We start from the raw sequence: 24,898 nt of genomic DNA, 5'->3' as shown, positions 1-24,898 counted from the left end.
CAGGCTCCCTTACCTTCACGAGTAATAATGAGTTCGTGCAACATTAAAATGTTCAACGAAAAAAGGTAGCAAAACGCTACCCTCATTCAATATACATATATCTCCAAATAATTGATTTCTCAAAAAGAAATATCATAATTAGGAAAGATTGCTACTTCTAAAATTCGATATGACCTTACTGCTCCATTTGTTTCGCTAAAAAGCTTGCAGCTGTATTTACTGACTTATGCTCTACTTCACTTATAATAGCCTCTTTAGAGAAGATAATAACAGCTCCAATTGGATCCCCATTCGCAACAATCGGACCAATTGTATAAGAACTAACTTTTTCTGTTACTCCATCAATAATTGAAATTTCGCTTTCATCTGTCATAATTACAGATTTACGCTCTTCCATTGTCTTTTCAATTAAATCGCCAACACTTTTATTTAAGTATTCTTTTTTAGATATGCCTGCTACTGCGATAATTGAATCACGATCGCATACAAGCACATTATGTCCTAAGCTATCGTATAAAGCTTCCGTATATTCTTTTGCAAAATCACCTAGTTCACTAATCGGTGAATATTTTTTCAAAATTACTTCTCCATCGCGATCAACAAATATTTCTAGTGGGTCTCCTTCTCGAATACGTAAAGTTCTACGAATTTCCTTCGGGATTACTACCCTGCCTAAATCATCAATTCGACGTACGATTCCAGTTGCTTTCATTCTAATGCTGCCTCACTTTCTACTGATGATCAAAGTGGTGAATTTACCTGTTCATGTAAAAATCACCAACTGTTAGATATAGTATTTTACACATTAGTTCTTCTATGCACGTCGAATTGTATTTTTTATCTTATATTAGGCATTTATTACTTCTTTTTTTACATCTGGTAAGCCTTTTAATAAATTTTCAGCAATTGTTAACCACTTTGATGTCTCTAAGCCATTCGTTTTCATAACGATTTTCAATTGTGACCCTTCCATTCCAAGACCAATCATACGACCAAAACTATTTCCAAGCATGAATAATTTTCCACCATCAATATTTTGGCTTGCTTGTTCAGAGAACAGAATTGTTACTTCAAATTTATTTTGCTTAATCAACTCAATTCGTTCTTTCATTGCCAATACTTTAACATTTGCAATTTGTAATAAATAACCAACTTCTTGCGGATAATCACCGAATCTATCGATCATCTCTTCCTGTAATTCTTCAATATCCTCAATTGTAGAAACACCTCTAAATTGTTTATACATCATAATTTTTTGTTTACTATCTGAAATATAAGCATCTGGTAAATATGCATCTACTTCCAAGTCAATTTCAACATTAACTGTATTTTCAACTCCATCTGTGCCTCTGCGCTGTTCAATTGCATCTTTTAACATTTGAGAATATAGATCAAATCCGACAGAATCAATAAATCCATGTTGTTCTGCCCCCAACAAGTTACCCGCGCCACGAATTGATAAGTCCCTCATCGCAATTTTGAAACCAGATCCAAGCTCTGTAAACTCTTTAATCGCTTGCAGACGCTTCTCCGCAACTTCTGATAACACTTTATCTCGTTTGTATGCAAAGTATGCATACGCAACACGATTAGAACGTCCAACACGCCCACGAAGCTGATACAACTGAGATAATCCCATACGATCTGCATCAAATACAATTAATGTATTTACATTCGGAATATCTACACCTGTCTCAATAATTGTTGTACTTACAAGAACATCATGCTGTCCCTCTAAAAACGATAGCATAACAGATTCTAATTCACTTTCGTTCATTTTCCCATGTGCGTATGTCACACGAGCGTCTGGAACTAACATCGAAATTTCATCCGCTTTTCTTTCGATATCCTCCACGCGATTATATAGGAAGTAAATTTGTCCACCTCTTGCAAGCTCTCTCTCTATTGCTTCTCGCATTAATGCTGGATTATACTCCACTACATACGTTTGGACTGGGAAACGATTTTCTGGCGGTGTCTCAATAACGGATAAGTCACGCACACCAAGCATAGACATATGAAGTGTACGTGGAATCGGAGTTGCCGTTAATGTTAATACGTCAACATTTGCTTTCAATTGTTTAATTTTTTCTTTATGCGTCACACCAAATCTTTGTTCTTCATCAATAATAAGAAGCCCTAAATCTTTATAAGTAACATCTTTAGATAAAATACGATGCGTTCCGATTACAATATCTACCGTACCATCATTTAGGCCTTTAATTGTTTCATTTTGCTGTTTTCTCGTACGGAATCTACTTAATAACCCTATATTGATTGGATAATCTTGAAAACGCTCTCGGATTGTTTCATAGTGTTGCTGCGCAAGGATTGTTGTCGGTACTAAAATTGCAACTTGTTTTTCATCCATAATTGCTTTAAACGCCGCACGAATAGCTACTTCAGTCTTTCCATATCCTACATCACCGCAAAGAAGTCTATCCATCGGACGTCCACGTTCCATATCTTTCTTAATTTCCTCAATAGAGCGCAATTGATCCTCTGTCTCTTGATATGGGAAAGAAGATTCAAATTCTTGTTGTTCCGCCGTATCCGGTGTATATGCATAACCTTTTGAAGCCTCACGCTCAGCATATAACTTAATTAGATCATCTGCGATATCTTGTACAGATTTCTCAACTTTCGTTTTGACTTTTTTCCAATCGTTCCCGCCTAATTTATAAACTTTCGGATCCTTACCTTCAGACCCCACATATTTTTGTACTTGATCAATTTGTTCAATCGGAACGTATAACTTATCATTACCTTGATATTTAATATTCAAATAATCTTTATGAACACCATTAATCTCTAACGTCTCAATACCTAAAAATTTACCTATACCATGATTTACATGAACTACATAGTCTCCAACTTTTAATTCTGAATAGCTCTTAATACGTTCTGCATTAGATAACTTTTGCTTACGTTGAGATTTTTTAACCTTCTTATGGAAAAGCTCCTTTTCAGTAATAACAACAAGCTTTTGCATCGGCATTTCAAATCCTGCATGTAAATCACCCACAGCAATTTGCAATCTTCCAGGTAGTAAAATATCTGTGGACTCTACAATATCCGCATCGATATCATAATCACTCAAAATATGTTGTAACTTTTTCACACGCTCATCATCTGTTCCGAGTACAACAGTCGTAAAATGCCCTTCATTCCATCTATCAATTTCTGTTTTTAACAAGTTCATCTGTCCATGGAAATCTTGCATTGTTTTACATGTCACATTCACAATATTTTGCGGATGTGTGTGTGCAATATGACGTAAGAATAATGTCAAGTATACAAAACTTCTTTTCTTATGATGAAGAAACTCCTCAAATGAGTGAGAAAAAGATAAATCCTGAATAATTGTTCCTTCACCAAGAAGTGATATATACCATTCCGCTTCCTCTGTTTCAAGATGTGATGCTGTTTCTTGAATACGAGAAATTTCATCTAAAATTACAACACCGTCTTCTGGTAAATAATCTATCAGACTAGTAGGTTCTTTATAGAAAATAGATAAATATTTAAACATTTGTTCGATACTTTGCCCATTCTTCAACATTTCAATTTCATGGCTAACAGTCTCAAGTACCGCTGTCTTTAATTTATCATCGGAAAGCTTCTGCATCGTATTAGTTAACCCTTCTTCAAGACGCTTAATTCCCGATTTCAATTCTTCCTGTGAAAATAAAAATTCTGTTGCTGGACCGAATCTAACACTTTCTTTTTTATCTTGAGAGCGCTGTTCATCCACATCAAATAATCGAATAGAATCGACCTCTGTGTCGAAAAATTCAATACGAAATGGTAATTCTTCAGTTAATGGGTAAATATCTAATATTCCTCCGCGCAAACTGAATTCCCCTGGCGCTTCTACCATTGATTTACGTTCATAGCCAATTTGATGTAATGTATGCAGAAGCGCCTCTAAATCAATCTCTTGCCCTAGATTAATTTCAATTTGCTTTTGCTTCCATAATTCTTTAATTGGTAAAAACCTACGTAACCCCGCGACTGGCGCTACAATAATCCCATTCTCTCCTGCCGCTAAACGATTTAACACCTCTATGCGCTGCGCTTTTAACTCTGGACTTGCAACACCGATCTCTGATGCAATCAATTCATTTACTGGATATAGCCATACATCCTTTTCACCCAGCAATGCCACTAAATCCTCATGTACTTTTTGTGCTTGGTATAAATTGTGCGTCACAATCAGTTGCGATTTCTTTGTTTTTTTATATAAAGCTGCCATTAATAATGAACGAGAAGCTGTTGCCATACCTGATATAAGTTGTTCTTTTAGCCCATCCTCTAATCCACTAATAACCGATTGTATCTCTTCATTTTTATAAAATTGCTCTAATAAACCTATCATCTTCAAAACTCCTCTCAACATAAAGAGCAAGTCACTATATTTTATGCAAATATTTTGGAAAAAGAAAACAGAAAAATGCTTTGGACATGCCAAAGCGACAACATTTTATTGCAGAAATTTTTCATATTCATAATACTCAGGATAAGATGCGAGCGTTTCTTGGCACGATTCACAAATCGTTTTTATATATATATTTCCATTCTCATGAAAATGAATCATCTCTACTACTTCTTGCTCTGTTAGTTGAAATAAAACGTCGCTATATACTTTTTCTGCGTTAATGGAGCCTACATTGCTCTCGCAATGTCTGCAATAATAATACCCTTCCATACTAGCCTCCTAAAAATCCAATTACAACTAGTATGGGTAAAACAAAAGCAAAATATTCCCAATCAGATTCTTAACTATTGAATGTATTCATGATCTGAAGAAAAGGTTTATTTAACCACTCTTCACACGCGTCCGCTGCTTTTTCAATAGAATGATTGACATCAGGAATTTCTTCAGAAGTAAAGCGTCCTAATACGTAATCGACTACCTTCATCCCGTTTTTCGGACGATCAATTCCCATACGGATACGTTGAAATTCTTGTGTTCCTAAATGTGAAATCGTTGATTTTACGCCATTATGTCCACCAGCACTTCCTTTCATACGAAGACGTAATTTACCTACAGGGATGTCTAAATCATCGTACATAACAACAAAGTCCTCAACATCAATTTTATAATAATCCATGAGTGGACGAATGCTTTCCCCAGATAAATTCATATATGTAAGTGGCTTTAACAAGATTACTTTTTCTCCGTTGACAAAACCTGCCCCAAATACCCCTTTAAATTTTTGTTCATTCAAAGAAATGTTCCAACGCTTTGCAAGTTCATCAATCGCCATAAATCCAATATTATGCCTTGTTAATTCATATTCTCTACCTGGGTTCCCAAGTCCTACTATCAATTTCATTCTTGTACCACTACTTTCTTTTTTCGATACGAAAAGACGTAACCAAGCTTGGTTACGTCTCATTCTATCCAATTAATTGAATAATACACTTACAGATTCTTCTTCGTATACACGAATGATTGCTTCTCCGATTAATGGAGCCACTGAAAGTTCATGAATTTTGTCGATCTTCTTCTCTTCTGGTAATACGATAGAGTTCGTTACAACTAACTCTTTAATATTTGAATTTTGAATACGCTCAATTGCTGGACCAGATAATACTGGATGCGTACAGCAAGCATATACTTCAGAAGCACCGTTCTCTACAAGAGCGTTTGCTGCTAATGTAATTGTACCAGCTGTATCAATGATGTCATCAATTAAAATTGCTGTTTTACCTTCGATATTACCGATAATGTTCATAACCTCTGATACGTTCGGACGAGGACGACGCTTATCAATAATAGCGATTGGCGCTTTTAGACGGTCTGCCATCTTTCTAGCACGAGTTACACCACCGTGGTCAGGTGACACGATTACGATATCTTTAAGACCTTTTGTTTCAAAGTAATCTGAAAGAATTGGTACACCCATTAAGTGGTCGATTGGGATATCAAAGAATCCTTGAATTTGTGGAGCATGTAAATCTAGAGTGATTACACGAGTTGCACCTGCTGTTTCAAGCAAGTTTGCTACAAGTTTCGATGTAATTGGTTCACGAGAACGCGCTTTACGGTCTTGACGCGCATAACCATAGTAAGGAATAACAATATTAATTGTTTTCGCAGATGCACGCTTTAATGCATCAATCATAATAAGTAATTCCATGATATGTTCGTTTACTGGGAAGCTTGTAGATTGAATAATGAATACATCGCAACCACGAATACTTTCTTCAATGTTAATTTGAACTTCTCCATCACTAAAACGATCAACAGAACATTTTCCTAGTCCTACTCCAATATGCTTTGCAATTTGCTCAGCAAGTTCCTTATTAGAGTTTAAAGAGAATACTTTCAAATTAGAATTTAGATATTGAGTCGACATCTAGATTAACCCTCCACATTATGATTTTTTCTTATTCAGCAATTGATCAACATAGTCTTCTTTATTAATTTGACGTGCACGTGCTACCGATAATGCTTTCGATGGAACATTCTCTGTAATTGTAGAGCCTGCTGCCACATAAGCACCATCTTCAACTGTGACCGGCGCAACAAGGTTTGAATTACATCCAATAAACACTCCGTTACCAATCACGGTTTTGAACTTATTCTTGCCATCATAGTTCACCGTAATTGAACCACAACCAAGATTCACGTCTTCTCCAACTTGTGCATCCCCGATATAACTTAAGTGTGAAGCTTTACTTCTATTACCAAAAACAGTTTTTTTGATTTCTACGAAGTTTCCAACGCGTACTTCATCTCCAATAACTGAATCTGGGCGAATATGTGCAAATGGACCAACCGCTACTTCTGTACCAAGTTTGCTGTCATGTACAGTAGATTGACGAATTACCGTACGGTCTCCAATTTCACTATCGCGAATTACTGTATGAGGTCCAATTTCACAATCAGAACCAATTACAGTGTTACCCTCAATAACCGTTCCAGGATGAAGAATTGTATCACTACCAATAATTGCATCCGCAGAAATATATGTGTTACTTGGATCAATAATTGTAACACCATTTACCATGTTCTTTCGGTTGATACGGTTTTTCATAATAATTTCCGCTTGCGATAGAGCGACTCTGTCGTTAACACCTAACGTTTCATCGAAGTGCTCTGTTTGATAAGCTGATACGATATGACCTTCATTTTTTAAAATCTCAATAACATCTGGAAGGTAATATTCACCTTGTACGTTATCATTTGAAACTTTAGAAAGTGAAGCAAATAAAGCTTTATTATCAAAACAATACGTACCTGTATTGATTTCATTAATAGCTAATTCTTTCTCATTTGCATCCTTATGCTCAACAATTTTTTCAACATGACCATTCTCATTACGAACGATACGGCCATATCCAGCAGGTTCTTCTATGTAAGCTGTTAGCACCGTTGCCATTGCCCCTGCTTCTTTATGTTGCTGAAGCAATGCTTCCATTGTTTCAGCAGTTATTAGCGGCGTATCACCACAAATAACTAAAGTTGTTCCTTCTTCATTTGCAAGTACACTTGCAGCTTGATCTACAGCATGCGCTGTACCAAGTTGTTCTGCTTGTAATGCAAACTCACTTACGTTTCCTAGCTGTTCTTGTACCATTTCAGCACCATGTCCTACGACTGTTACAAGTTTCTGCAATCCTAATTGAGATACTTGATCGACAACATGTTGTACCATAGGTTTTCCACATACAGGATGAAGCACTTTGTATAGCTTAGACTTCATACGTGTGCCCTTACCTGCAGCTAGAATCACTGCAAATCTGTTTGACATATAGACCCTCCATCGCAACCTATTTATCCATTAACGATATTATCCTAAATCATCATATATTTCAAGAAACACATTTTAACTATTAAATTTTACCATAATTCTTATAAGATGTTTTACTCTTTAGTATCTTTTTTAAGAAATAAGCTATACTATTTAAAATGATTTTGAAAAAATTAGAAGTTTCTCCTCTTTATTTTAATACATTTTGAATTTTTCAGATACAAATTATATAAAGTAAAAAAAAACAAACCCCTGTAAATGCTTACAGGAGTTTGCTACAAAATTATAAGGCTTTCTTTCAAAAGCCCTTTTCATTCGAATTTTACGAAGCGCCCGCTTCTTCAAACTCAACCTCTTCTAACTCGCCTAAACGGTGATACTCTGTTAAAACCGCATCTTGAATTTTAGAGCGTGTATTAGAATTAATTGGATGTGCAATGTCACGGAATTCTCCATCCGGAGTACGTTTGCTTGGCATTGCTACAAATAATCCATTATTACCATCAATTACACGAATATCATGAACAACAAATTCATGGTCTAGAGTAATAGAGGCAATTGCTCTCATGCGGCCTTCTGTGTTTACGCGGCGTAATCTTACGTCAGTCACTTCCATCTTGTGTTCACCACCCTTTTCTAAATAAGCGATATATTTGTATAAATTCCACAAAATTTCTATTTTCCCTTTAATTTTTTAAAAATTTTTAAGATAAAAATTTTTAAAGTAATTGAATATAAGGATTAGTAGAGGATATCGCTTACAAAGAGTTACTTAACTAGGGCAATTACTTCGATCTCAACTGAAACATCTTTCGGTAACTTTGCTACTTGTACACAAGAACGCGCTGGTTTATGAATAGAGAAATAAGAGCCGTACACTTCATTAACAGCATTAAAATCGTCCATATCTTTTAAGAATACTGTTGTTTTTACTACCGTATCAAATGAAGCACCCGCTTCTTCTAATACTGCTTGTAAATTTTGAAATACTTGTTCTGTTTGGACTGTTACATCTCCTGCTACAAGCTCTCCACTTGCCGTTAATGGAATTTGTCCTGAACTATAAAACATATTATTTACAATAATCCCTTGCGAATATGGTCCAATTGCTTGTGGTGCCTTGCTTGTTTGAACAACTTTCATACTTTTCACCCTTTTATTATTTATTTTTACTCTTTAAAAATAGTCCACGAAAAGCAGTTTGTCCATCTATTTTAATATTTATAAATAGAATAAAAAAAAGATAAAGCTACCTGCTTTACCTTTTTACCCCGCTATTTGCGGGCAGTAAGACCCCCACCTCAAAATCCGGCTGGAGCAAAGAAGTTTGGTGGGAGTCGGGCTGACCGTAAAAGCCCAATTGGTGAAGGCTACTAATCAGTAGGGATGAACAAAACCCCCACTGAATAAAGCTTCACTTTATTCAGCTTCTACAAGCCCTTCATCAAATGGCGCAAGTGAATAATTTCCCTTTTCCACCTGAATCGCTTTTTCTTTCACATCAACTTCTGAAAGACGAATTAATGATACAAAATTATTAATAAGTCGTTCTTCAATATCTGTGGATTCTACTAATACACCAATCCCAACAACATTAGCCTTAAACTCTTCTAACATACTCATCATGCCTTGAATTGTTCCGCCTGCTTTCATGAAGTCATCAATAATTAAAACGTTCGATCCCTCTGGAAGGCTACGCTTCGCTAACGTCATTGTTTGGATTCTTTTAGAAGAACCTGATACATAATTAATACTAACAGTCGGGCCTTCTGTTACTTTATTATCTTTCCTCGCAATTACTACCGGTACATCTAAGTAATTCGCCACTGCATAAGCAAGTGGAATCCCCTTCGTTGCCACAGTCATAACTGCATCAATTGGTTGCCTAGCAAAAACAGAAGCAAACAAACGACCTGCGCCATTAATCTGGCGGGGATTACTCAAAAGATCTGTCATATATAAGTAGCCACCAGGCAAAATGCGATCTGGATTTTCAAACAAGCTACAAAGCTCATCGATAATTAGATCCGCCTCTTCTTCACTTATATATGGTATATATTTCACTCCTCCTGCTGCTCCTGGTATCGTTTGCAATGTGCCGACCCCTTGTTGTTCAAACGTTTGCTTAATAATAACTAAATCTTCACTAATGGAAGATTTAGCTGATTGATACCTTTCAGCAAAAAAAGTGAGAGAAACTAGCTGACGAGGGTTTTGTAACAAGTAATACGTCATATCGACTAATCTTGTACTTCGTCTAATTTTCATACTCTCACCTCAAATCACGAATATTTTAAACAAATCATAACGTATTATACGTCTTTATTCAAGCGTTTCTCGCTCTCCTAGTAAACGTACCGCATATACTTGTTCGCAAAATCCTTTTAATCCGTTATAAATGCGATGCATTCGTGAATCATGGTGTACAAGACCAAATACAGTTGGACCACTTCCACTCATTAATACAGCATCTGCTCCAAATCGTTTCATCTGTGCCTTAATACGGGCAACTTCAGGATGCATCTTAAATGTTACGTCTTCTAAAACGTTGCCAACAGTATCACAGATCCCTCTGTAATCTCCAGCATTTATGACATCAACCATTTGATCTACATTTGGATGTGTAACTCGATTTAATTTTAAATTTCCATATACATCAGCAGTAGATACACCAATATGCGGCTTCGCCAAAATAACCCAACAAGAAGGTGGAGTCTTTATATGCTCAATTTTCTCTCCTCTTCCAGTGGCAATTGCTGTTCCACCGTATACACAGAACGATACATCTGATCCAATTTCTGCGCCAAGCTCTGCTAATTCGTCAATTGTAAGCCCTAAATCCCATAATTTATTAAGGCCACGTAATGTCGCTGCTGCATCACTACTTCCACCTGCTAGTCCAGCTGCTACTGGAATCGTTTTTTCAATAGTAATAGATACACCTTTTTTTACATTAAACTTCTCTTTTAATAATTTCGCTGCTTGATAAGCTAAATTTCGTTGGTCGTCTGGGACATACCGATTATGGGATAAAATTTCAATACGGTCCTCTGCTAATTCTGTTAGTTCTAACCGATCTGCTAAATCAATTGTTGTCATAATCATTTTCACTTCATGATATCCGTCTTGTCTTTTTCCCAGTACATCTAACGACAGATTAATCTTTGCTGGTGCTTTCACTAGTAGCTTCAATCTATTCACCCACTCTATGTACTCAATCTTTTATCGTTTATTTTACCATAAATTTATAGTAAGACGATGACACTTCCCTAATTATAACGAAAAGCATTCAGAATGAAACTACTTATGCAAAATGATGGCACTTTTTAGAGTACAAAAAGCCGAGGAATCTCTCCTCGGCTACCGTAGCATAGAAAGTATCTTACAACTACTGGTTTTGCTTCATTAATTGCTGTTCTGCAATTTCTATAGCACGTTTCACCATGTTACCAGCATCTTTCGCACGAATTCCGCCCCATCCCTCTTTCTGAACAACATCATAAAAGCCCAGCTCTTTTGCTAGCTCTTCTTTAAATTGGTTTGACATGACACCTCTTCGTCTACTCAATGCAGAGTCCCTCCTTATTTTGCTACGGTATAGTTAGTATGCAAAATAATATAGCTTTTCATTTATGGGAATATATGTAACGTTACATGAATTATAAAATGACTTCATTATGGGGTTCGCCATAAAATGTTAACTCTACCGTCTCTGTTAAAACATCTGCATAACTATAAGATACACGCTGTAATGCATCTTCTTGTTGATCCAATTGTACAACAAAAACAGAACGGTACGTTTCTGCAAGTACACCTGATTGTTCCACAGTCTTTCTTCTTCCACTATTTGCCTTTAACATAAGTCGCTGTCCAAGATGGTGATCTAATTCGCTTTTAATTTCATCTAAACGTTTTGACATATACTTCGCTACACCTCGCTGTAATTTAGATTGAACACTTAAAGCACGATATATATATCTATCCCAATCATTAACCGCAATTCACAGCTAATATCATCCTGCGTTTGAATAGATAGAAGAAATACTATATTGTAACAGTATTATTACGTAGTCTGTACGTTCTTGTCCCTTTTTATCCAAATTCATTTAGACCCTTCCACACAAAAAGGCAAGATACATATGTACCCTGCCTACTCTTCATAATGTTGAAAAGGTAATCCAGTTCGTAGAATCCCTCTCGTTTCAATCCCACCTAATCCTTTTTCACCAGTAATTGTATTCCTCACAACATCCCATACATTTACTCTCTCCATAAATGAGGTAAAACTAATTTTACCAACCACATATACAGGATCTAGTGCATGAATATTAATTCTAGACGGTGAACTAGCAAAATTGGCGCCTGCTCGAATTAGTGCCTCAAAGTGTGATTGACATGCCCCAGCAAAAATAACGAGTTGATCCAATGATGGATATTTTTTTCGTACTTCTCGAACAGCCTGTACAAAATGTCTTGAATGCCTATATGCCGCTAAATCTCCCTTTACTCCTTTTGATTTTGTATAAGCATCATGCCCTGTAATAACTAGAATGTCTGGACGAAAATGATCTATTAAATCCACTACCTTTTCATGCATCTCTGTTTCCTTACAATGAATCCCTTGTACAGGAACACCAATTTTGTTATATAAATCTAAGCATTTTCGCAAATATAAAGGGTCCCCATCTATATGCAATACACGCCCTGGCATTTGAAAATAATTCACTTCACTTGTATACCCACCAGTTGAAGTGTGTTCATGCCTTTGTTTCATCAATACATAATCTTGTTGAAATAAACGGTACGTACGCTCCATTGTTTCTTTTTCACGCTTCACTCTTTTTTTATGTTCTCGTTGATCTATGCTAATTAAATCTTCAAGCGGCGCATCCGCCACAAGTCTAATTTCCTCCCCAAACAATATCGCTATCTCGCCTTTTATTTCTATAATACGAAAAAGAATATCCCTATTATGAGAATATCGTTCCACTAATTCTCCAACATGTAAAGCCATTCTCCTACCTCCAAACTCATTAGGCCATCTTACCTGTTTTTAAAGTATGAATTTAGGAAAAGAAAGGTGACAAAAGGGACAGCTCAAGTTGAGCTGTCCCTTTATATTCTTATGATAATTTATGAAGAACTAATGCATTACTTAATGTCGCAAACTCTTCGATAGATAGCGTTTCGCCTCTTCGCTTTGGATCAATTCCTACTTCTGTTAAAATTCGATCCAACAGCTCTTTATCTTTCGGGAAACCATTTAAATTATTTGATAAATTGTTCATTAAAGTTTTACGACGCTGTGCGAAACTTGCTCGTACTACTTCAAAGAAGAAAGTCTCATCTGTCACTTCTACAACTGGTTTCGGACGCTTTAGAAGACGAATAATCGCAGAATCAACATTTGGTTGTGGTACAAACACTGTACGTGGTACAGTCATAACTGTTTCTACCTCTGTATAATACTGAATGGCAATTGATAAAGAACCATACTCTTTCGTTCCAGGTTTAGCAGCTAGACGATCTCCAACTTCTTTTTGCATCATAACAACAAATCCACGAACCGGTAATTTTTCTTCAAGCAATTTAAATAGAATTGGCGTTGTAATATAGTATGGTAAGTTAGCTACTACCATTACATCTTGTCCTTCTTCAAATTGCTCACTAAATACTTCGTGTACATCTGCTTTTAGTACATCTTTATTTATAACTGTAACGTTGCTATATGGAGCTAACGTCTCGTCTAAAATCGGTAATAATCTCTGGTCAATTTCAAAAGCCACTACTTTTTTAGCGCGCTTCGCTAATTGCTCTGTTAACGCACCGATACCTGGTCCAATTTCAATTGCACCACTTTCTGAACCGATGTCTGCGTGATCAACAATACGATTCAATACATTTGTATCAATTAAGAAATTCTGTCCTAAACTTTTTTTGAATGAGAATCCATACTTTTCAACAATGTCTTTCGTACGATTCGGCGTTGCGATATCTTTCATTTCTTTTCCTCCTGTATTACTTGTTTATAAGCTTGTGCAAACGTCTCTTTTGAAACTTGAAACATCTGTAAACGTTTATGTAACTGTTTTGCATTTGTATAACCAATCTTTAATAGCTTACCCATTCTTTCTCTGCGACTCTTTGCCATTTCTCCGCCCACTAAGCCTGCATCGACTAAATCGCTCCAACTAATTTCACTTGTATAAGCTTCCATTTCTTCATGTATATTCTCTAAAGCACGGCGAATCGATTCATTAGAAGCGTGTTCAATTCCAACACCTTTTTTTCTTTTAGCAAGTGCTTCTTCCTTCGGTAAAAAAGCATGTTTACATCCAGGCACTTTATCAGAAATAATCTTTCGAATACGTTCTCCAGGATAATCCGGATCCGTGAAAATAATAACGCCTCGTTTTTGCAGCGCTAATTTAACTTGTTCAATAACATGATCACCGATTGCTGAGCCGTTCGTTTCAATTGTATCCGCATCAACAGCACGCTTAATTGCAACTGTATCATCTTTACCTTCTACAACGATAATCTCTTTAATTTTCATGCTTGCCTCCACACTCATTTCGTCTCTACTTAGTAAAACAAAAAAATGACGACTTTTCCATTATTATTTTCCCCATTCTTACATTTTAAAAAATAGAATGGCACAAACTTTGTTCTCTCCTCTTATTGTAACACTTCTTCATTCATATTTATTTTCTCCATCACTTCTACTAGTTTTTTCTCAAAGCAAAAAAGAATGGGTTTCCCCATTCCTTTTTATTCAACACCAAATAAGGATTTTGCATTTTTGGTTGTTATTTCTGCTACTTCCTCATAAGAAATTCCCTTTAAATTCGCGATTTCTTCTGCTACGAGTTTTACATAGCTCGGTTCATTTCTTTTCCCGCGAAATGGGTGTGGTGTTAAATAAGGACAATCTGTCTCAATTAACAGTTTCTCTAATGGAATCTCTACAGCAACTTCTTTCGGTTTCTTAGCATTCTTAAATGTAACGGGCCCGCCTAATGAAATTAAGAAGTTCATATCAACACATCGCTGTGCCACCTCTACACTACCGCTAAAGCAATGCATAATTCCTCCTACTTCAGCCGCATCCTCTTCCTCTAGAATATCAACAATATCTTGAGTTGCATCACGGTTATGTATAATGATTGGTAATTTCACCTTTTTAGCTAATGCAATTTGTTTACGGAATACTTCCTTCTGTATTTCTTTTGGGGACTTATCCCAATGATAATCTAGTCCCATTTCTCCAATTGCAACTACTTTAGGATGAGAAGCTAATTCTTCTAACCAAGCTAAATGTTCTTCTTTCATGTCGATGGCATCCACAGGATGCCATCCAACCGCAGCGTAAATAAAATCATAGGCTTCCGCTAATTCAATCGCTTTTTTTATCGTTACTTCATCAAATCCAACAACAACTGTATATGTAACTCCCGCTTCTTTCATCCTTGCAATAACTTCTTGTAAATCTTCTTCAAATTGCTCTGCGTTCAAATGTGAATGTGTATCAAACAACATAATAAATAACTCCTTTATATTGAAATCAAGTTTATTCTACAAAAATAAGCTCTTAAATAACTTAACGATAACAATACTACAATTTTAATGCAAAAATAGAGAGTGTAAAAAGAAAAAAGACGCTTCACACATGTTACACGTGAAACATCTCTTTTCTTGTCTTAATTACTTGATTTTTGTACCATTTGGAAGATTTTGATCAATTGTTGCTAATGACAATACGCCATTCTCTTCCCCTGCTAAAATCATACCTTGTGATAATTCACCGCGTAATTTTACAGGCTTTAAGTTTGTTACACAAATAACCTTTTTACCTTTTAGGTCTTCTGGAGAATAGAATTTTGCAATCCCTGAAACAACTTGACGCTTTTCTGTACCTAAATCAAGCTGAATTTTTAACAACTTATCTGCTTTTTTCACAGGTTCCGCCGATATTACTTCAGCTACTCGTAATTCTACTTTGAAGAAATCATCAATTGTAATTTCTTCTGCTTTCGGTTCTTCTTCTTTTTTCTCCTCAACTTTCGGAGCAGAACCTTTCATTTGTTCTTTAATATACTCTACTTCTACTTCCATTTCTAAACGTGGGAAAATCGGTTGTCCTTTTTCTACTTTTGTTCCAGCTGGAATACAGCCAATTGCAGATAGACTTTCCCAAGATTTATGCGCTTCATCAGTAAGGCCTAGTTGAGCAAACATTTTGCTTGGTGCTACTGTTAAGAACGGCATAAGCATAATACCTGTTTGACGAAGAACTTCTGCTAAATGAGCCATTACAGAAGCTAATTTCTCACGATCATTCTCATCTTTCGCTAGTACCCATGGTTGTGTCTCATCAATATATTTATTCGTACGGCTAACCAATTGCCAAATTGAGCTTAGCGCTACAGAGAATTCCATATTCTCCATTGCTTCTTCTACTTTTTTCAATGTATCTTTTGCAAACGTTACTAACGTTTCATCAAACTCCGTTACATTTGCTTTATATGCAGGGATTTCTCCGTTAAAGTACTTATCAATCATAGCTACTGTACGATTTAACAAGTTACCTAAGTCATTTGCTAAATCAAAGTTAATACGTTCAACAAATCCTTCTGGTGTGAATACTCCATCAGATCCGAATGGAACTTCGCGAAGTAAGTAATAACGTAATGCATCTAATCCGTAACGATCAATTAATGTAACTGGATCTACTACGTTTCCTTTTGACTTACTCATTTTTCCATCCTTCATTAAAATCCAACCATGAGCAAAGACTTTTTTCGGAAGAGGTAAATCTAACGCCATTAAAATTATCGGCCAATAAATTGTATGGAAACGAACAATTTCTTTTCCAACTAAATGTACATCTGCCGGCCAGAATTGCTTATACTTCTCTTCATTTGCTGTTCCGTATCCTAATGCAGTAATATAGTTAGATAATGCATCAACCCATACGTAAATAACGTGTTTGGGGTTACCTGGAACACGAACTCCCCAGTCAAATGAAGTACGAGAAACTGCTAAATCTTCTAATCCCGGTTTAATGAAGTTATTAATCATTTCATTCTTACGAGACTCTGGCTGAATGAAATGTGGATTCTCTTCATAGAACTTTAATAGTCTGTCGACATATTTACCCATTCTAAAGAAATATGATTCTTCACGAACAAGTTCTACATCATGACCACTATCTGGGCTTTTTCCTCCAACTACTTTGTCACCTTCCATAATTGGATCTACTAATTGATGCGCTGTATAGAATGTTTCATCTTGTACAGAATACCAACCTTCATATTCATCAAGATAAATATCACCTTGGTCTACTAGTTGCTTGAAGATCTTTTCAACAACATCTTTATGACGATCTTCTGTTGTGCGAATAAAATCATCATAAGATATATCCATTTTTTCCCAAAGTTCTTTAATTCCTGAAACAATGTTATCCACATACGCTTGTGGCGTAACATTTAATTCTTCTGCTTTCTTTTGGATCTTCTGTCCATGCTCATCAGTTCCTGTTAAATAATGAACATTATATCCTTGCATACGCTTATATCGTGCCATCGCATCTCCTGCTACCGTCGTATAAGCATGTCCAATGTGTAATTTTCCACTTGGATAATAAATTGGGGTAGTAATATAAAAGGACTTATTTTCCTCTGTCATTGTTTTGGACCTCCCGGATAACCTCATATGTATTTATAAACAGTATATCAAAAACTCATATATAAAGTGAAACTTTAATCAGTAGGAGGTTTTGCTCATCTCCCACTAAATTATTAGCCCACATCTATCGAGTTGTTCACAAATAGTTTGATAAAAACGAGTTAATGCTCGATATCTTTATCATCTATTGCTCATATTTCAAAAAAATATTCAACTCTCACTTAAAAATTTCAGAAAATAAAGTTAAATGATTATAGAAATTACTCCCATTCTATTATATGAGAAGTAAGAAACCTATAAATCTTTTTAAAAAATATAGAATTTAAGAATTGACGGAAATGTAAATGATTGGTATCATATGTCCATAGGGTATTTTGTCGAAAAATGACGAATCAAAAAATAGACTCGAAACTTATAAACTATTTTATTTAGGAGGAAAAGAATTATGAAATCTACTGGTATCGTTCGTAAAGTTGATGAATTAGGTCGTGTAGTAATCCCAATCGAATTACGCCGTACTTTAGGTATTGCAGAAAAGGATGCTCTTGAAATCTATGTTGATGACGAAAAAATCATCTTAAAAAAATATAAACCAAACATGACTTGCCAAGTAACTGGTGAAGTATCTGATGGTAACCTTTCTTTAGCTGAAGGTAAAATTATCTTAAGCAAAGAAGGCGCTGAGCAAATCTTAAACGAACTTCAAGATTATATCGAAACAGCAAAATAAGCTTCTCAATTATGAGAGGCTTATTTTTTATCGACATGATAGATTTGGTATACATCCCTTTTCGACAAATCTCGATCTTTAGCGACTGTTTTAATCGCTTCTTTTGAATTCATACCTTTTTCATTTATATAATGTTCAATATGATCGTATACTGAAATAGATTCCCACCATTGTTCTTCTGGAGTCGCTTCTTCCGTTGAACCAGCTACTAAAATACAAAACTCACCACGAACTTCATTTTGTTTTGTCCATTCAATCGCTTCCTCGACTGTCCCTCTAATAAATTCTTCAAATTTCTTCGTTAACTCTCGACATAATACAATTTCTCTGTTCCCCAATACTTCTTGCATTGAGATTAAAGTATCATCCAGACGGTGAGGTGCCTCATAAAACATCATTGTAGTTTGTACATATCGAAGTTTTTCTAATTCCAGTTTTCTTTCCTTTTTATTTCTTTGTAAAAAACCATAGAAATAAAACTGTTTTGTTTCAAGTCCTGATGCAATCAATGCTGTAAGAGCTGCATTTGCCCCAGGAAGCGGAATTACGTGATATTGTTCAGCTACTGCCTCAACAACAATATCATAGCCTGGATCGGAAATACACGGCATACCAGCATCACTTACGATGGCTACAGTCTTGCCCTCTTCTAACTTATCTAAAATTTTCCGTCCACTTACTGCTTTATTATGCTCATGATAACTCATAACTGGTGTTTCAATTTCAAAATAATTACAAAGCTTCTTCGTTTGCCTTGTATCTTCCGCTGCAATAACATCTGCCTCTTTTAAAATTCGAATCGCACGGAATGTCATATCTTCTAAGTTTCCAATTGGAGTAGGTACTAGATATAACATCCCTTTTTCATTTTGCTGAAAGCTTTTTTGCTGCCACATAGCGTTCTCCTTTTTGCATATATTCTTCTTTTTGTTTCCTCGTTAACTGCTTAAAACGATATTCAGCTTGCATAGCTGTTCGTTTATCCTCGTAATTCTCTACATACCTTAAAACAACTGGAAGTCTAGCACGTGTATATCTAGCGCCTTTTCCACTATTATGAGTCTGAATCCGTTTTTCTATATGATTTGTATATCCAGCATAATAGCTGCCATCAGAACATTCCACCACATAAAAACAATGCTTATTCTTCTCCATATAAAATTGAACGAATCTCCTTCGTATATTCATTATTTTCATCATATACAAAAAGTGGTGGAAGAATTTTTAAGTCTGCTTTTCCATCCTTAATTCCTTCAATTAATAACGTATTCGCCTCTTTGCCTGCTTTAGGATAAACAAATTGTACACGTTTTGGCTCAATTTTGTATTTACGCATTAATGTGACGATGTCGAGTAAACGGCCAGGACGATGCACAAATGCTACTTTTCCGCCTTGTTTTACTAGCTTACTACTTGCAGATACAACATCTTCTAATGTGCACATAATTTCATGACGAGCTATCGCTAAATGTTCATTCATATTTTTCTCAGAGGTTTGAGGTGTTTGAAAATAAGGGGGATTACATGTAACAACATCATATTGATGACGCCCAAGTTTCTCCGGCATATCTTTCAAATCCCCATTTATTAAGTGAATTCTTTCTTCTAACTTATTGTATTGAACACTTCTTATTCCCATATCATATAAACGTTCCTGAATTTCCACACCCGTAATATTCCCTTTTGTTCTTGTGCTTAATAAAAGGGGAACAACCGCGTTACCTGTACACAAATCAAGTAAATTACCTTTTTGAATTGGCACCCAAGCAAACTCTGCAAGTAAAACGGCATCTAAAGAAAAATTAAAAACTGATGGGCTTTGTATAATTTTCATATCTTGCGCTAATAAGTAATCTAAACGTTCATCTTCATATAAATTCATATATTACTCCTTTTTCTTACACTTAACCTACCCTATTTCATCCTCTACTAATAAAAAATACATTTCATTCTATTCTCATGTATAAAAAATTACCTTTCCAATTATAATTGGAAAGGTAATTTCATTTTTTATTTAAAAATGACAGACAGAATAAACAATCTCCCTCTTTACGTACACTTCCATAATGTAGATTGCAGATATGAAAACCTTCTTGATATAGTCTTGCTAAATTATCATAGCCCTCACCAATATCCGTCTTCGGCTTCACTTCTTTACGCTTTTGAGTTTTTTGTTTTTCTTTACTCTGCACTTCTTCAAAACGGTGTCGCAAATTTTCATTTTCCATTTTTATATGTTGGTTTTCTTCCAACAACTCTGCAAGATGTTGTTTTAATTCTCCCAACTGTTTATATAAATGTCCAATTTGCTCTTCCATACTAGAAACCGATGCAAAAATATCTTTTTTCTCCACAAGCACCCACCTCATTAATCTGTGGTTTGACTCGAAACGACCCCTTTATTCACTAACTCATCTAACGTATATTCTACTATCCGTTCCTTGTCTACTAGTTCCACTTGAATTAATCTTTCTAAAATATTTAATCCGATAACACGACCAGTACCATGCGGGGTTTGTATACGTTGATCTAAATCAGGAAGTTGTTCCTTTGCTGCCTCATATTCATCATTCTCATATTTTAAGCAACACATTAAGCGACCACATAAACCAGAGATTTTTGCAGGATTTAATGATAAATTTTGATCCTTTGCCATTTTAATGGATACAGGTTCAAAATCTCCTAAAAAAGTAGAACAACAAAGCATACGACCACATGGACCAATACCACCAAGCATTTTTGCTTCATCACGAACACCAATTTGTCTTAGTTCAATTCTTGTCCTAAAAATTGCCGCTAAGTCTTTCACTAGTTCGCGGAAATCAATCCGACCATCCGCAGTAAAGTAGAAAATAATCTTATTACGGTCGAACGTATACTCTACATCTACAAGTTTCATATCAAGATTATGCTCTACTACCTTTTGTTGACAAACTTGATATGCTTCTTTTGCAGCATGTTTGTTTTCTTCAACAATGGTACGATCATTTTCATTTGCAATACGAATAACCTTTTTTAGCGGTAATACAACGTCGTTTTCATCAACTTTCTTTTTGGTGATAACTACTTTTCCGTATTCAATACCTCTTACCGTTTCTACAATTGCAAACTCATTTTCAGAGATATCGAACTGATTCGGATCAAAGTAATATACCTTTCCGGCCTTCTTAAAGCGAACACCTACTACATCATACAAAACGGTCATCCCTCCTGCAACCGCAACACTAACTGTTCGAACACAAGCTGCGCATTTACATTAGCGTTGATTCTATTTTTTGCCTCTAATATATTAAAGAGAGCTGATACAATGCGCTTCTGAGCATAGGAGAAAGATTCAAACATCTCTTTCTGCTCATGAAAAACAAGACGATCTTCTTCTCCAAGTTGAACATATAATAAATCCTTATAAATAAGGAGTAACATATCTAAACCTTGCTGTAATTGTTCTTTCTCTCCAAAGTGTTTTCCCCATTTTTCTTGTACAAAAAAAATAGAGGCTTTATCTTTTTCGAGCGCTTCACATAATTTTATCACTAAAGTTCGTGCTTGTGCAAACCATTCATCATTACATAAAGCTAAAGCTTCATCAAAACTATTCGTAAGTTGTGCAGCAAGAGTCGATAATGAGGACGTAATGCCTTCATCCTGTAATCTTCTAATTAAAGACTCCGTAGGTAACGGTCTAAATGTAACAACTTGGCAGCGTGATAAAATCGTATTTAAAATTTGATGACTTTGTTCGGTAAGTAGAATGGCTGTTGTATCACTACTTGGTTCTTCTAAAAATTTCAAAAGTGTATTCGCAGCATTTGCCGTCATACGATCTGCATGCTCAATAATATATACTTTTTTATTTGCCTCTAATCCTGTTTTTGAAAACTCTTCCTGTAAATCATGAATTTGCTGCTTTTTAATAGATAATCCGTCTGGTTTTACAATATGTAGGTTAGGGTGGTTACCTGAATCAATTCGTTTGCAATTTGTACATATATGACAGGGCTCTACCCCATTCCTTTGAGAACAGAGAAAACTCTTTGCCATTTGAATTGCTGTCGCAAACTTCCCTGTCCCTTTCCCTCCCTCTAACAAGTAGGCGTGGGATATACGCTCTTTTGCAATGCTATTCATCAACATTTTTACACCGATGGGCTGTATAGCAGAAAGCTGCTCCCACGTCTTCGTCATAATACATACCTCACTTATTTCATTCTTTCCTTCTATTATAACAATTTCTCTTCTATAATCTGAACAACTTCTTCGATAAGTTTTTCCATTGGTTGATCAGCATTTACTAATACAATACGATCAGCAAAACGTTCTACAACTTGTAAATACCCTTCACGTACACGTTTATGGAAAGAGATATCTTCCATATCTAATCGATTCACTTCGCGCCCTGCATCTTTTTCAATTCGTGCTAAACCTACCTCTGGCTCAATATCTAAATAAATTGTTAAACTAGGCATACAGTCTTCTGTTGCGAAGCGATTTATTTCAAATACTTTATCCATCCCTAAGCCTCTTGCATATCCTTGATATGCTAAAGAGCTATCTATAAAGCGATCACATAATACAAGATAATTCTCATTAAGCGCTGGCATAACTTTTTCCACTAAATGTTGTCTACGTGCAGCAGCATACAGAAGCGCCTCTGTACGTGCTTCCATCATCGTATATTCCTGTTTATGTAGAATTGTTCTAATATCCTCAGAAATTGCAATACCACCTGGTTCTCTCGTCGCCATTACCTTTTGTCCCTTTTGTTCAAAGTACGGTAATAATTTTTTAATTAATGTTGTTTTACCCGAACCTTCTGGGCCTTCAATTGTTACAAATAATCCCTTCATCCTAAAACCTACTTTCTATATCATACACTTTCATATATTTCGTATTACCTTGAAAACGAGCTCCCGTTTTCTCTAAATACATAATCTGTTCTTTATGTTCTGGAGTAATTTTTTCTCCATACATAATCAATGGAATTCCAGGTGGATACGGAATTACCATTTCCCCTGCTATCATTCCAACCGCTTCTTCTATAGATACTACCTTCGTTTCGTATTTTTCTAGTTGTTTATACGTATACGGCAAAGGAGAAATTTCCCCTTTATAAGTATAACGAATAGATTCACTCTTGTCTTTCACCTCATAATGCTGCAAGGCCATTCGGATCATCTCTATAGCCTTCATATAACCTTCATTTACTTGCAACGGCAAAATAAATAGGACATTATATGGGTCTGCCATTTCTGTATATATACCGACTTCTTCAAACACAGACTGTAATTCATATCCTGATAACTGACAACGAGTTTGCACCGTAACCTTTAACTCATCTTGCAATGGATATTGTAAAATAGCTATTTGTGGAATAGAACACAATTCTTCTTTAAATCCACGTAAAAACTCAATGATTTTGTCATAGCCCTTTTCTTTTATGCTCGCTATTGTAAACCGTGCGATATCAAGCGAAGCCATAATTGGATACGATGGACTACTAGATTGTAGCATGCTCAAATACGTGGATACTTTCCCTTCATTAACTAAATGACTATTTATATGTAAATAGGATCCCATTGTCATCGCAGGTAATGTTTTATGAGCAGAATGAACCACAATATCTGCACCATATGCTAATGCTGATTTTGGAAATGGTTCCCCTATACAAAAGTGTGCCCCATGCGCTTCGTCTACTAAAACAGGGATTTTATGGGCATGTGCGTAAGCAATGCTTGCCTCCAAATCCATTCCCATACCATAATAATTCGGATGTGTTAAAATAAGTGCTTTAGCATTCGGATATCTTTCAATTGCTTCCCTAATAACTTCGTCATGAATTCCCACTGGTACATTATATGCTTCATCAATCCATGGATCTAAAAAAATGGGATTCGCCCCCGCTAATTTCAAACCATTAATGATTGATTTATGACAATTTCTTTGCACAAGGACAATATCATGTTCCCCACAACAAGACAAGATCATTGCAAGATTTCCTACGGTTGAACCATTAATTAAAAAATAACTTTTTTTTGCACCATATACATCAGCCAATAACTGTTGTGCTTCATCTATGCATTCAAACGGACTATGTAAATCATCTAAACCTGTTAACTCAGTTACATCAATGGATAGTATGTCTTTAAACGCCCCTATAGCTTCCTGAGGGAAGTTTAAACCATTCTTATGACCTGGAACATGGAAAGATAGCGGACCTCTTTCTTTAAACTCTATTAATGTCTCATATAAAGGCAAACGTTTTTGATTCATATATATCTCTTCCTTATTATTCATTCTTTATCTATTATACAAAACAAAAAAAATAATAGGCATATGCCTATTTAAAAATATGATACTTCTAATTTTCGAAGTTGTTTTAAATAATGTATATACTTCGGATCATTAGTCTCCGTGTTCACCATATCTCTTTCGCATTCATAACATATCAAGTTATTATAAACGTATATGCCTTCTTTTCTTTTTGTCTCACAAACAATGCAAATTTCGCTTTGTAATTTCATATCCTTTCCTCCCTATTCAAATAAATATATTTTATACTCCTATTCCTTAACAATTTACAGAAAAATATACATCCATCTCTTATATAATATGATTTACTCTTGGGCAACGTGTTTGTATTACTGTTACTTCTTTCACGCACTGTTTGACAATACAAAAAAACACGAATCAAATGATTCGTGTTTTAGCTTGCTTGGCG

General features: G+C 35.5%; 27 protein-coding genes. 1 reads left to right on the top strand and 26 read right to left on the bottom strand.

Annotated features, from left to right (window positions below):
• Window positions 1–175 precede the first annotated feature (175 nt).
• From spoVT to metG, 17 genes are all read right to left on the bottom strand, one after another.
• Entirely contained in the window at window positions 176–712 is a 537-nt protein-coding gene (gene spoVT / locus COI75_RS06080) for a stage V sporulation protein T (RefSeq protein WP_000648310.1), read from the bottom strand.
• Window positions 713–847: 135 nt separating this feature from the next.
• A complete protein-coding gene (mfd, locus tag COI75_RS06075) occupies window positions 848–4,378 on the bottom strand; it encodes a transcription-repair coupling factor (RefSeq protein ID WP_000579719.1) in 3,531 nt (1,176 codons plus the stop codon).
• Window positions 4,379–4,483: 105 nt separating this feature from the next.
• Window positions 4,484–4,708: an anti-sigma-F factor Fin gene (locus COI75_RS06070; protein ID WP_000399436.1), complete on the bottom strand. Its 225-nt coding sequence runs from the start codon at window positions 4,706–4,708 to the stop codon at window positions 4,484–4,486.
• Window positions 4,709–4,778: 70 nt separating this feature from the next.
• Complete coding sequence (pth, locus tag COI75_RS06065; protein ID WP_000767702.1) at window positions 4,779–5,339, bottom strand: aminoacyl-tRNA hydrolase; 561 nt, start codon at window positions 5,337–5,339, stop codon at window positions 4,779–4,781.
• Between the two features lie 72 nt (window positions 5,340–5,411).
• On the bottom strand, window positions 5,412–6,365 hold the full coding sequence (locus COI75_RS06060) for a ribose-phosphate diphosphokinase (RefSeq protein ID WP_000107419.1): 954 nt from the start codon (window positions 6,363–6,365) through the stop codon (window positions 5,412–5,414).
• Between the two features lie 18 nt (window positions 6,366–6,383).
• Complete coding sequence (glmU, locus tag COI75_RS06055) at window positions 6,384–7,763, bottom strand: bifunctional UDP-N-acetylglucosamine diphosphorylase/glucosamine-1-phosphate N-acetyltransferase GlmU (protein ID WP_000071042.1); 1,380 nt, start codon at window positions 7,761–7,763, stop codon at window positions 6,384–6,386.
• Window positions 7,764–8,085: 322 nt separating this feature from the next.
• Window positions 8,086–8,379: a septation regulator SpoVG gene (gene spoVG / locus COI75_RS06050; RefSeq protein ID WP_000454042.1), complete on the bottom strand. Its 294-nt coding sequence runs from the start codon at window positions 8,377–8,379 to the stop codon at window positions 8,086–8,088.
• Window positions 8,380–8,531: 152 nt separating this feature from the next.
• Window positions 8,532–8,906 carry a RidA family protein gene (locus tag COI75_RS06045; protein ID WP_000869817.1) on the bottom strand — a complete coding sequence of 125 codons (375 nt, stop codon included), beginning with the start codon at window positions 8,904–8,906 and terminating at the stop codon, window positions 8,532–8,534.
• A gap of 276 nt (window positions 8,907–9,182) precedes the next feature.
• On the bottom strand, window positions 9,183–10,031 hold the full coding sequence (gene purR / locus COI75_RS06040) for a pur operon repressor (protein ID WP_000702469.1): 849 nt from the start codon (window positions 10,029–10,031) through the stop codon (window positions 9,183–9,185).
• A 54-nt stretch (window positions 10,032–10,085) separates the two neighbouring features.
• Complete coding sequence (gene ispE, locus COI75_RS06035; RefSeq protein WP_000772100.1) at window positions 10,086–10,955, bottom strand: 4-(cytidine 5'-diphospho)-2-C-methyl-D-erythritol kinase; 870 nt, start codon at window positions 10,953–10,955, stop codon at window positions 10,086–10,088.
• A 196-nt stretch (window positions 10,956–11,151) separates the two neighbouring features.
• Complete coding sequence (gene sspF / locus COI75_RS06030; protein ID WP_001985066.1) at window positions 11,152–11,331, bottom strand: acid-soluble spore protein SspF; 180 nt, start codon at window positions 11,329–11,331, stop codon at window positions 11,152–11,154.
• A 91-nt stretch (window positions 11,332–11,422) separates the two neighbouring features.
• On the bottom strand, window positions 11,423–11,683 hold the full coding sequence (gene veg, locus COI75_RS06025) for a biofilm formation stimulator Veg (protein WP_000044349.1): 261 nt from the start codon (window positions 11,681–11,683) through the stop codon (window positions 11,423–11,425).
• Window positions 11,684–11,913: 230 nt separating this feature from the next.
• Window positions 11,914–12,777 carry a sporulation peptidase YabG gene (yabG, locus tag COI75_RS06020; RefSeq protein ID WP_001173739.1) on the bottom strand — a complete coding sequence of 288 codons (864 nt, stop codon included), beginning with the start codon at window positions 12,775–12,777 and terminating at the stop codon, window positions 11,914–11,916.
• 109 nt (window positions 12,778–12,886) lie between these two features.
• Window positions 12,887–13,765: a 16S rRNA (adenine(1518)-N(6)/adenine(1519)-N(6))-dimethyltransferase RsmA gene (gene rsmA / locus COI75_RS06015; RefSeq protein ID WP_000651544.1), complete on the bottom strand. Its 879-nt coding sequence runs from the start codon at window positions 13,763–13,765 to the stop codon at window positions 12,887–12,889.
• On the bottom strand, window positions 13,762–14,319 hold the full coding sequence (gene rnmV / locus COI75_RS06010; RefSeq protein ID WP_000692831.1) for a ribonuclease M5: 558 nt from the start codon (window positions 14,317–14,319) through the stop codon (window positions 13,762–13,764). Before rnmV ends, rsmA begins: the two co-directional genes overlap by 4 nt.
• Window positions 14,320–14,534: 215 nt before the next feature.
• On the bottom strand, window positions 14,535–15,302 hold the full coding sequence (locus COI75_RS06005; protein ID WP_000895827.1) for a TatD family hydrolase: 768 nt from the start codon (window positions 15,300–15,302) through the stop codon (window positions 14,535–14,537).
• Window positions 15,303–15,467: 165 nt separating this feature from the next.
• Window positions 15,468–17,450, bottom strand: coding sequence for a methionine--tRNA ligase (gene metG, locus COI75_RS06000; protein ID WP_000134156.1), 1,983 nt, complete (start codon window positions 17,448–17,450; stop codon window positions 15,468–15,470).
• Between the two features lie 445 nt (window positions 17,451–17,895).
• Here metG and COI75_RS05995 point away from each other — a divergent pair, with 445 nt between their 5' ends.
• Window positions 17,896–18,180, top strand: coding sequence for an AbrB/MazE/SpoVT family DNA-binding domain-containing protein (locus tag COI75_RS05995; protein WP_000843036.1), 285 nt, complete (start codon window positions 17,896–17,898; stop codon window positions 18,178–18,180).
• A 20-nt stretch (window positions 18,181–18,200) separates the two neighbouring features.
• On the opposite strand, the gene rsmI is transcribed toward COI75_RS05995, so the two are convergent.
• From rsmI to COI75_RS05950, 9 genes are all read right to left on the bottom strand, one after another.
• Window positions 18,201–19,076: a 16S rRNA (cytidine(1402)-2'-O)-methyltransferase gene (gene rsmI / locus COI75_RS05990; RefSeq protein ID WP_000267795.1), complete on the bottom strand. Its 876-nt coding sequence runs from the start codon at window positions 19,074–19,076 to the stop codon at window positions 18,201–18,203.
• A complete protein-coding gene (locus COI75_RS05985; RefSeq protein WP_000414347.1) occupies window positions 19,045–19,335 on the bottom strand; it encodes a GIY-YIG nuclease family protein in 291 nt (96 codons plus the stop codon). Before COI75_RS05985 ends, rsmI begins: the two co-directional genes overlap by 32 nt.
• Window positions 19,322–20,062: a tRNA1(Val) (adenine(37)-N6)-methyltransferase gene (locus COI75_RS05980; RefSeq protein ID WP_001055371.1), complete on the bottom strand. Its 741-nt coding sequence runs from the start codon at window positions 20,060–20,062 to the stop codon at window positions 19,322–19,324. The genes COI75_RS05985 and COI75_RS05980 overlap by 14 nt, the downstream gene beginning before the upstream one ends.
• A 121-nt stretch (window positions 20,063–20,183) precedes the next feature.
• Window positions 20,184–20,534 carry a DNA replication initiation control protein YabA gene (yabA, locus tag COI75_RS05975; RefSeq protein WP_000412060.1) on the bottom strand — a complete coding sequence of 117 codons (351 nt, stop codon included), beginning with the start codon at window positions 20,532–20,534 and terminating at the stop codon, window positions 20,184–20,186.
• A 14-nt stretch (window positions 20,535–20,548) separates the two neighbouring features.
• Window positions 20,549–21,376 (bottom strand): PSP1 domain-containing protein, encoded by an 828-nt coding sequence (locus COI75_RS05970; RefSeq protein WP_002096149.1) that lies wholly within the window; start codon window positions 21,374–21,376, stop codon window positions 20,549–20,551.
• 5 nt (window positions 21,377–21,381) lie between these two features.
• Window positions 21,382–22,365: a DNA polymerase III subunit delta' gene (gene holB, locus COI75_RS05965; RefSeq protein ID WP_000169568.1), complete on the bottom strand. Its 984-nt coding sequence runs from the start codon at window positions 22,363–22,365 to the stop codon at window positions 21,382–21,384.
• A gap of 35 nt (window positions 22,366–22,400) precedes the next feature.
• Window positions 22,401–23,027, bottom strand: a complete 627-nt coding sequence (gene tmk, locus COI75_RS05960) for a dTMP kinase (RefSeq protein WP_098448256.1) — start codon at window positions 23,025–23,027, stop codon at window positions 22,401–22,403.
• A gap of 1 nt (window position 23,028) precedes the next feature.
• A complete protein-coding gene (locus tag COI75_RS05955) occupies window positions 23,029–24,450 on the bottom strand; it encodes an aminotransferase class I/II-fold pyridoxal phosphate-dependent enzyme (protein WP_001072280.1) in 1,422 nt (473 codons plus the stop codon).
• Between the two features lie 71 nt (window positions 24,451–24,521).
• Window positions 24,522–24,701, bottom strand: coding sequence for a sigma factor G inhibitor Gin (locus COI75_RS05950; protein WP_000776277.1), 180 nt, complete (start codon window positions 24,699–24,701; stop codon window positions 24,522–24,524).
• Between the last annotated feature and the right edge of the window lie 197 nt (window positions 24,702–24,898).

This window comes from Bacillus cereus (assembly GCF_002564555.1).
Classification (GTDB): domain Bacteria; phylum Bacillota; class Bacilli; order Bacillales; family Bacillaceae_G; genus Bacillus_A; species Bacillus_A cereus_K.
Note: the sequence above shows the minus strand (reverse complement) of the source record. Positions and strands in the feature narration are given on the sequence as shown.